Origin of the sequence: Vibrio sp. V10_P2A27P122, from assembly GCF_963874335.1 — a bacterium.
Lineage (GTDB): Bacteria > Pseudomonadota > Gammaproteobacteria > Enterobacterales > Vibrionaceae > Vibrio > Vibrio anguillarum.
In genome coordinates this window covers 1-3,886 of record NZ_CAWNHY010000151.1, presented here as the reverse complement: position 1 = coordinate 3,886, position 3,886 = coordinate 1, and the positions used below count along the sequence as shown (strand labels likewise).

Sequence of the window (3,886 nt, the reverse complement as noted above, 5' to 3'; positions counted from 1 at the left end):
GGACTTACTTGTCAAAGTAAAAAAACTCGTTAATTTCGTCACTTTAGGTTTTCTTTGTTTTTTTCATTCACTTTAACGACTACCTCATGCCGTTAAAGCCTCACGGAAAGTAATGCCTTTTTCTATGTTTAGGTTCTCTCGTAAGCAAAAATTTAAGCGCCTGCAAAATACTCTTATGCTGGCTTTTCTCGTTTTGAGCATCACGCCTTTAACTGTGACTGCCATTTTTTTTCTGCAATCACACACTAAAGATCTTCAAGAACAAAGCACGTCTCACTTATTGTCAGTCAGAGACACTAAGCAACAGCAAGTTCTCGATTACCTCACGGCCAAAGAATCAGAAGTGATGGGTTTTGTCCGTTCAGAGTTAGCTTATGCTAGTGGAGGGCGCTTTTACGGCTTAGTCAATGCGTTCCAAAGACTTGGTCTGGATATTGATCAAGCTCGTGAGCATGCCCAGCAGCGTTATATTCCTGGTTCTGGTGATCAGATAAAAACGTCAATATTGCCACAATCGAGCAGCTATGTAGGCAGTGAACGGTATCGCTTACTGCACAAACGCTATCATTGGGCGTATTTAGAACTGCTTAAACGTTCTGATTTTGACGATATTTTACTGGTGGATCTCGATGGTGATGTCGTTTATTCCGTTTATAAGCACGACAACTATGGGACGAATTTACTGACCGGAAAATACAAAGATAGCAATCTGGGTAAAACATTCCGCCAGTTAGAGCAGCAAGTTGGCGAACAACGAAAAATCAATGAAGAATATACACCAGTCATTATTTCTGATTTTTCACAACAAGAAGGGCAATCAGTTGCTTGGCTTGGCGCGCCCATTATTCAACAGGGCTACCTGCACAGCTACGCCATGTTCCGCCTACCAAACAATGGCATCACAAAGCTCGTTGCTGACACCAATGCGACATCGCAAATAAGGACTTTACTCGTCGGGCAAGATCATCATTCTCGAATACTCTCTTACACGCAGCAAGAAATCGAGACTAGTCAAAAAGTGATCAATCTTGCGCTTTCTGGATTGAGTGCCGTTGGTACTTACACTAATACATTGAATGAGAAAACCATTGCCGCCTATGCACCTGTTGCAAACAAAAACATCAATTGGGCCTTGGTCGTAGAGATACCAGAAAAAGAGGCTTATGCGCGAGTTCATCAGCTTGAGAAGTTATTTATTTTCGCCATGCTAACCGCGATTATTTTAGTCGTCATCGCTTCACATTATCTCTCTAATTTTATTACCTCTCCCCTACTGAAGCTCACTTGGGCGGCAGAAAAAGTCTCAGCTGGGGATTTAGATGAAAATGTTATCAATACCGATCGTAAAGATGAGATTGGTCGACTCGCAGTGAGTTTTGAGCGTATGCAGCGTTCAATCCGAGAAAAAATGCAGCTGATTAAAGCGCAAAATAAAGAGCTCGAAAGCAACATTCAATTAATCCGCAAACAGAACGATGAGTTGCATCTCGCTAACAAACTAAAAGATGAATTCCTAGCCACAACGTCACATGAATTAAGAACACCGCTGCACGGTATGGTCGGTATTGCAGAAGCACTGATCTCTGGGTCAAGTGGAACTATCACCGCCGATCACCGTTATCAATTGGGCATAATCATCAGCAGTGGACAACGGCTGACAAACTTGGTCGATGACTTACTCGATTACCATAAGATGCGCTATGGCAGCTTGGATATCAAACAGTGTGCTGTTGATCTATCCGGCGCAACACGCTTAGTGTTAGAGCTGTCTAACCATCTACTCAACAAAAAGCCCATTCGCGTAATAAACCAAATCCCTGATGAATGCATTTGGGTCTCTGCCGATCCACAACGATTAGAGCAAGTGCTTTATAACCTTGTAGGAAACGCCATTAAATATACGACTGAAGGGAAAATTGTCATTTCAGCCAATGTGGTTGATGACAAGATTCGTGTCCAAGTTGTCGATACGGGGCAAGGCATTCCTGCTGAACAACTTGAACACATCTTCGAGCCACTGATTCAAGCAGGGCAAGATGCTAGTCGTTATCGACAAGGCGCAGGCTTGGGCCTTTCGATCAGCCGTCAATTGATCGAATTAATGCAAGGAACGCTTTATGTCAGTAGCCAACCTATGGTCGGTACGACATTCAGCTTTACCTTACCATTAGCATCAAAAGCGGAAATTGAATCGACAAGCTATATGGAAGCTGGCCATTTCCAATCTCCGACCATTTCAGACATTGAACTGCCTGAAATGCATTCACTACCTGAAAATAAAGAAGGCCCAGTGCTACTGATAGCAGATGATGAACCCGTCAATCTGCGTGTCCTAGACAGCTTCCTACGTTTAGAAGGCTATCAAGTCCGCACCGCTAAAGATGGCAATGAAGTCATTAGCGCGGTCGAAAAAGAAAAACCGGAACTTCTACTGCTCGACATTATGATGCCAGGATTAAGCGGCTACCAAGTCTGTGAAAAGTTAAGAGAAACATACGATCATGCCGAGCTACCTATCATTATGTTGACGGCATTAAATCAAACTGACGATAGAGTTCGTGGTTTTGCAGCGGGAGCGAACGATTACTTATCGAAACCTTTTAATAAGCAAGAGCTCGCTGCACGTATTACGGCGCATTTAACGGCCAGCAAAGCTGAACAAAGACGTATTGAGAACAACCAACTGCAACAAGAGCTGAAGCATAGAGCAATGGTAGAGGCCAGTTTATTGGAAACCCAAGGCCGTCTACTAGAGCAGCTTGAATCCGCTCCTGAGGCCATTATTTGCATTCGAGACGATCATAAAATCCGCTTTGCGAACGAAGCGGCTGCTCGGTTATTTAAGCGCAGCCAAGAACAACTAAAGCGCTCAAATGCGGAAGAACTCATCGCCCCCAAATACTTAGTCGTCGAGCAAGAGCATTACTGCGGTAATATCGATATCTATGTCGAAGATACACGTCAACATATGTCTGCTGATGTGTTACGACTACCGGATGGCTCTGGGTTGCAGGCTATGTACATCTTTAACGTAGGTGGAAACATCAATGCAGCGCGCATCAATAACCTTGAAACCGCTATTGAAGCGCTATCCAGTTACGCATTTGAAGGCGATAAAGAAAAACTGCAACAGCTCAAAGAACTCGGTGGCGAGTTCACTCGTATCGCCGACAAAGTATCGGGAGAGAGTCAATCTAAGCAAGATTTAATGCGCGAAGTACTGGTTGAAGCAATGACCAGTGCTTTAGATTACTGGGAACGGGTCAGTAACCAAAGCAAGTTTACCTTTGCAGAGCAGAGTGGGCTATGGCGAGTGTATCTCGATAGAAGCACATTACAGACTCGGACACTAGACAAGTACTTACGTATCGAGACACTGCCTAAAACACCTCGCTGGCGTACCGTTCTTAATTCGTTAGATTACATTCTTGATCATTGTCAGGAGCACGGCCCTGAACGCTCTCACATCGAAGCGCAGCGCGATAAATTGCAAAAGCTACTGACCTCATCACTCTAAGTACATCAACACCATTAAGCCTGCACTCTGCAGGCTTTTTTATCACTATATTTCCATGACCATCAACGGAACAACCACCCCATTGATGCATCCAGAGTTATGACTAGTTAAATTTAATCAATGTTAACCTCAAGCATCCATTACTCTGGTGCGCCTTATTTATTGGGTATTATAAACCTTACTTCTCAATAGAAAAAAAGAGGAGAAATGATGATGAAAATTGGAAGTAAAAACTGATTTCTAGGCAATTTCACCAGCAGATTTTCAATTGAAGATGAATAAAGATCCAGATTGCGAACCGAATCACAACAATTCGGCAGAATTAATTTAAGTAAAAAAATTAACGATAAAACTATAAGTGAGCAAGAT

General features: G+C 43.1%; 1 protein-coding gene. It reads left to right on the top strand.

Annotation, left to right across the window (positions count from 1 at the left end):
- Positions 1–124: 124 nt before the first annotated feature.
- Complete coding sequence (locus tag AACQ17_RS07320; RefSeq protein WP_026028236.1) at positions 125–3,517, top strand: response regulator; 3,393 nt, start codon at positions 125–127, stop codon at positions 3,515–3,517.
- The last annotated feature ends 369 nt before the right edge of the window (positions 3,518–3,886 follow it).